The sequence below is a fragment of the Rhodococcus sp. ENV425 genome (assembly GCF_002887785.1).
Taxonomy (GTDB): domain Bacteria; phylum Actinomycetota; class Actinomycetes; order Mycobacteriales; family Mycobacteriaceae; genus Rhodococcus; species Rhodococcus aetherivorans.
Genome location: NZ_PCZU01000238.1, coordinates 31,653 through 35,768, shown reverse-complemented (window position 1 = coordinate 35,768; position 4,116 = coordinate 31,653). Strand labels below are relative to the sequence as shown.

At 69.9% G+C, this 4,116-nt stretch carries 4 protein-coding genes and 1 pseudogene; 4 read left to right on the top strand and 1 reads right to left on the bottom strand.

The window, feature by feature from the left end:
• Positions 1–873, bottom strand: a pseudogene (locus tag CQZ88_RS31450) (type III glutamate--ammonia ligase); the annotation flags it as partial.
• Between the two features lie 301 nt (positions 874–1,174).
• Between CQZ88_RS31450 and CQZ88_RS20505 the strand changes: the two are divergent.
• From CQZ88_RS20505 to CQZ88_RS20490, 4 genes are read left to right on the top strand one after another with little or no spacing between them, the layout of a single operon-like run.
• Positions 1,175–1,552: an ethanolamine utilization protein gene (locus tag CQZ88_RS20505; RefSeq protein ID WP_029543116.1), complete on the top strand. Its 378-nt coding sequence runs from the start codon at positions 1,175–1,177 to the stop codon at positions 1,550–1,552.
• Between the two features lie 10 nt (positions 1,553–1,562).
• Positions 1,563–2,075, top strand: a complete 513-nt coding sequence (locus tag CQZ88_RS20500) for a 50S ribosomal protein L32 (protein ID WP_231771672.1) — start codon at positions 1,563–1,565, stop codon at positions 2,073–2,075.
• Positions 2,075–3,070 carry a PDR/VanB family oxidoreductase gene (locus CQZ88_RS20495; RefSeq protein WP_029543120.1) on the top strand — a complete coding sequence of 332 codons (996 nt, stop codon included), beginning with the start codon at positions 2,075–2,077 and terminating at the stop codon, positions 3,068–3,070. Before CQZ88_RS20500 ends, CQZ88_RS20495 begins: the two co-directional genes overlap by 1 nt.
• Positions 3,067–4,074, top strand: a complete 1,008-nt coding sequence (locus CQZ88_RS20490; RefSeq protein ID WP_065922668.1) for a DUF3445 domain-containing protein — start codon at positions 3,067–3,069, stop codon at positions 4,072–4,074. The genes CQZ88_RS20495 and CQZ88_RS20490 overlap by 4 nt, the downstream gene beginning before the upstream one ends.
• Positions 4,075–4,116 lie beyond the last annotated feature (42 nt).

Sequence of the window (4,116 nt, the reverse complement as noted above, 5' to 3'; positions counted from 1 at the left end):
GGTCTCGGACAGGCCGAGACCGCGCGGGTCCTCGGCGTCGGGGAAGGCGGAGCCGTCCTCCCGCCACAGCGACAGGTGCATGTGCATGCCCGAGCCGGTGCGGTCGGCGAACGGCTTGGGCATGAAGGTCGCGGTCATGCCGCGCTGCTCGGCGAGCACCGAGATCAGGTAGCGCAGGGTGACGACGCGGTCGGCGGTGGTCATCGCGTCGGCGTACTGGAAGTTCTGCTCGAACTGCCCGTTGCCGTCCTCGTGGTCGTTGGCGTAGTTGCCCCAGCCGAGGGAGTTCATCGCCGCGGAGATCGAGGTCAGGTGCTCGTACATGCGGGTGACGTCACGGGCGTCGTAGCAGGGCTGCCGGGAGGTGTCGAGCACGTCGGCGGTGCGCAGCGTCCCGTCCTCGTCGCGCTGGACGAGGAAGTACTCGATCTCGGCGCCGACCTTGACGGACAGGCCCCGTTCGGCCGCCTTGCCGAGAACCTCCTTCAGGATCACCCGCGGGGCGTAGGGCCAGGGCTTGCCCTCGACGTGGGGATCGCAGTGCACCAGCGCAAGGCCCGGGCGCACGAACGGGATCGGCGTGAAGGAGGTGGGATCCGGGATGGCGACGAGGTCGGGATCCCTGGGGACCTGACCCATGGCTCCGGCGGCGTAGCCCGCGAAGCCGACCCCGTCGGACTGCAGCTCGTCGACCGCCTCGACCGGGACGAGCTTGGCGCAGGGCTTGCCGGCGAGGTTGGTGAACACCGCGAGGATGAAGCGGGTGTCGGTGGCGCGGGCGAGTGCGGCGAGATCGGCGGAGCCGGCGGCATCGGCGGGGGCGTCCGTGGAGGGCAGACGCATCACGGGGAGGTCGGTGGCTTCGAGCGTCATGGGGACTCCTGGGGTTCGGCTGCGAAGTTTCATAAGGTGAATCGCTGTCGAATGCAATGAAACATAGCATGCATGACGGGCGTGTTACGCCGCCGTGAGTTTGTGGTGACGGTCCGGCTCGGCCCGCGCCGCTCGGGGGAGAAACGAATGTTCCTGACGCTGAGAGGATTCGGTTACACGCGTTAACGCGTCGGCAACCGTCGGTGCGTTTCATCTCATTACTGTCTGTTTCACGTCAGCGATCGACGTTCCGTCCTCCCGCCCACGGCCGGTGCAGCCGGCCTCGTTCCTAGGAGCACTCATGGCAGAAACCACCACGGTTCCCGCATTCCGCGTCACCGCCGACTTCTGGAAGACCCTGCCCCAGATGTCCACCGAGGAATTCCCGGGCACCGAGGGCTTCATCGACGACGTCTATCCCAACCCCGAGGGGTCGGAGATGGCCGCGGGCTACTTCAAGCTCGCGCACACCGACGCCCCGCTGGACTACCTGTACGAGTACGACGAGATGAAGGTCGTCCTCGAAGGGGAGTTCCGCCTGGAGAACCTGGATACCGGCCAGGTGGAGATCGCCCGCGCCAAGGACGCGATCTTCTTCCCCAAGGGCTCGCGGATCCGCTTCACCACCCCCGACGGCGCCCTGGCGTTCTACGTCGGCCAGCGCACGTTCGCGCCGTAAGGATCCGGCCATGAGCGTCTGTATGGAGACCACCAGCGTGCCGCGCTGGGACGAGGAGCGGACCGTGGCCGACGGCGGCAGGACGGTCACCGTCCTGTCGTTCGGCGACGCCGCCACCGACCACGCTCGCCGCCTGGTGACCTCCTTCGAAGGCCGGCGAGTGAGCTGGCTACGGGCGCCCGCCACCTGGGGCGACGCGGCCGCGGAGGTGCTGCAGCGTCAGCTCTCCGCGGCCCGCGTCGGCTGGCGGCTCGTGCTGGTGGGCGACGAGGCCGCCGTCCTCGCCGCCCGGGCCGTGGCCGTCGCCGCGGGGGCGCTCGACGACGAGATTTTGCCCGAGGTGCTGACCACGGACACGCGCACGGTGTACTGCGCCCACTGCCGACACACCCACGACGCCACCGCCGCGATCGGGCAGGCCAGCACGTGCCCCGCGTGTTCGGCGGAACTCGTCGTGTACCACCACGTTTCGCGCCACCACGGCGCATATCTCGGCTACCAGCTCGACGCGGAGGAAAGCTGATGACCCTCGTATCCGATGCCGGAGCGGCCGTCCGGCGCAGCGACGCGACCCTCGCCCTCACCGTCGCCGAGGTGGCCACCGTCGCCACCGGAGTGCGGCACGTGCGGTTCGTCGACCCCACCGGTGCGCCGCTGCCGTCGTTCACCCCGGGCAGCCACGTCGTGCTCTCCTGCGGCGCCCACGACGACGGCCGGCCCCGCCGCAACTCCTACTCCCTGACCGGTCCGGAGCTCGAACCGCAGAGCTACTCGATCTCCGTGCGGCTCGACGAGACCGGCCGGGGCGGCTCCCGCTGGATCCACGCCCTCGAGGTCGGGGACGTCGTGGAGGTCAGCAGGCCCCGAAGTGCCTTCGCGCCGATCCTCACCGCGCGTCACCACATGCTCGTGGCCGGCGGTATCGGCGTCACACCCATCCTCTCGCACGCCCGCGCCGCCGCTCAGTGGGGCCGCTCCTTCGAGGTCCACTACACCTTCCGCGAGGGCGACGGCCCGCACCTCGGCGAGTTGCGCGAACTGTGCGGCGACCGCCTGCACACCTACCACACCCCCGAGGAGTTCTGGGCCGCACTCGGCCCGGCCCTGCTCGATCAACCGCTCGGCACCCACCTGTACGTGTGCGGGCCCTCCGGTCTCATCGACGAACTCACCCGTCGCGCCCGCGGCGCGGGCTGGCCGGATGCCCGCATCCACTACGAGCACTTCGGTGTCGGCGACCTCGAGCCCGGAACCCCGTTCACCGCGCATCTGCGCCGCACCGGGGTCGACATCGCCGTGAACTCCGGCGTGAGCCTGCTCGAAGCGCTCGAGGCGCGCGGGGTACCGGTGCCCAACCTGTGCCGGCAGGGGGTGTGCGGCGAGTGCCGGATCCCGGTGGCGGACGGCGCGATCGAGCACCGCGACCTGTACCTGACCGACGCGGAGAAGCACGCCGGCGACTGCATGATGCCGTGCGTCTCCCGCGCCGGCGGCGAGCGATTGGAGCTGGACCTGTGACTGCCGCAACCGAATTCGAGGTGCTCCCGGAACGCGTCGCGCGGTTCCCGTTCCCCTTCCCGCGGGACACCTACCGGTACAGCACCAACGTCGAGCCGGCCGGGACCCGCGCGGACACGGCGGCCGGCGGCTGGGGCGAGCACCCGGTCGACATGGACGGCTTCCTTCTCGACGAACTCGCCGAACGACGGCGCGTGCTCGACGCCGACCCGAGCCGCTTCCAGGCGCTCGGGCACATGGAGGTCGCGCAGTGGGACGCGATGCTCACCCTCATGAAGATGCTGGCCGAGGCATACCCGCAGACGTTCGCGCTCGACCGTGACGGCACCGTCCGGCGGTGGAGCAACCGCGCCCTCGACCTCGAGCAGACGTTCGTCTACGGGCAGTCCGCCACCCTGCCCGAGCCGCCGCTGCTGTACATCGGCCGGCAGATCCAGGAGGACGTCGTGCTGCTCGATCAGCGCGACGGCGCCCTGTGGGGTGACGCGGGCCTGGTGACGTTCGCCGCGGACTGGTCGCTGCGCTTCGACGTCGGGATGAGCTTCCTGCAGATCCACGGTCCCGTGCCCCGCATCCACACCGAAGGGGTGATCACCCGCGCCCAGTCCTTCCTCATGGGACTGCACGCCGGGCAACGGTATCGGCGCACCAACTGGACCCTCACCGTGGACCGCCGGCTCGACACGGCCACCGAGACGTATCCCGAATGGGGACGCGATCGGCGCCTGCTCGCCGAGGGCCCACTCGACGACGTCGGCCGTCGCCTGCACCTGCGGGTCGAGGTGCAGCACCTGATCCGGCTCGGCGCGTCCGGCGCGATCATGTTCCTCATCCGCACCTACCTGCTGCCCTTCGAGGAGATCGCGCTGGTGCCGGAATGGGCCGACCGGCTCTACCGGGTGCTCGAGGAACTGCCCGAGGACATGGCCGACTACAAGGGCATCACGCGCACCCGCGAACCCGGTCTGAAGTGGTTGCGCGAGTTCGGAGGTGTGCGGCCGTGAAGAACTCGGGATTCGTCACCGGTGCGGTGCCCCCGATCGATC